The sequence below is a fragment of the Methanohalophilus sp. WG1-DM genome (genome assembly GCF_004104135.1).
GTDB classification, from domain to species: Archaea; Halobacteriota; Methanosarcinia; order Methanosarcinales; family Methanosarcinaceae; genus Methanohalophilus; species Methanohalophilus euhalobius.
The window spans coordinates 1-851 of record NZ_RRBA01000035.1; the positions used below are offsets into that span (position 1 = coordinate 1).

Consider the following 851-nt stretch of genomic DNA (forward strand, 5'->3'; position numbering starts at 1 on the left):
GTATTTGACGATACGGTGGGTGTCGGTACACCAGATACCACAGTCCAGAAGCATCTCGAAACCGGCTTTGAACAGCCTTTCCATCTGGTCCTTGTCGGTAGGAATGAATTCCTTACCGAAGTCAAGATTGTATTTCTGCTTCAGTTCCATTGCCTTCATTGGGATGGTCATTAAGTCCCAGTCATCCTGGGTACATTTCTCACCGGTCTGTGCACGGTCATAAAAATCATAGCAAGTTACGGATTTGGTAAATGTCATAAATTATCCTCCCTGTATTATTTTTTCATTAATTCAAGAGCCACGTTTGCTGCTTCTGCTGCGTTTTCTGCTGTTGCGTCAGCACCCAGTTCCTTAATCCAGGAATCTGTGACCGGAGCGCCACCGAACATTACTTTTACAGAGTCACGCAGACCTTCTTCTTCAAGCAGACGCATTACGTCTTTCTGACCGAGCATGGAAGTGGTCATAAGGGCAGAGCCGGAGAGTAGAAGTTTCTCGCCTTTGTGGGCTGCTACTTCTTCAATGACCTTGTCGTTGGGCACGTCAACACCCATGTCGATAACGGTGAAACCGTTTGCACCGAGCATGGTTGCAACAAGCCTGTGCCCTATATCGTGGATGTCGCCTTCCTGGACGAACTTGATGCAGGTTCCAACGGATTCTGAGGTCTCATCCTCTGCAAGGAGTGGATCTAGAATTTCCATGGCGGCTTTCATGGCCTTGGCAGACATCATTATCTGGGGAAGGTAGATTTCGGCGGCTTCGAATTTGTCACCGATGATCTTCATACCCACAGACAGACCATCATTGATGATCTCGAAAGGAGTTAAACCTGCATCCAGGGCTTCCTG

2 protein-coding genes are annotated in these 851 nt (G+C 47.9%); both read right to left on the minus strand.

All coding sequences use genetic code 11. The features are described 5' to 3' along the window. Positions 1-258 (minus strand): monomethylamine:corrinoid methyltransferase (locus tag CI957_RS10280; protein ID WP_128754795.1); only part of this gene is annotated, 258 nt, incomplete at its 3' end. A 17-nt stretch (positions 259-275) separates the two neighbouring features. Continuing rightward, positions 276-851: methyltransferase cognate corrinoid protein (locus CI957_RS10285; RefSeq protein ID WP_128754796.1), on the minus strand; the 576-nt coding region annotated here is incomplete at its 5' end.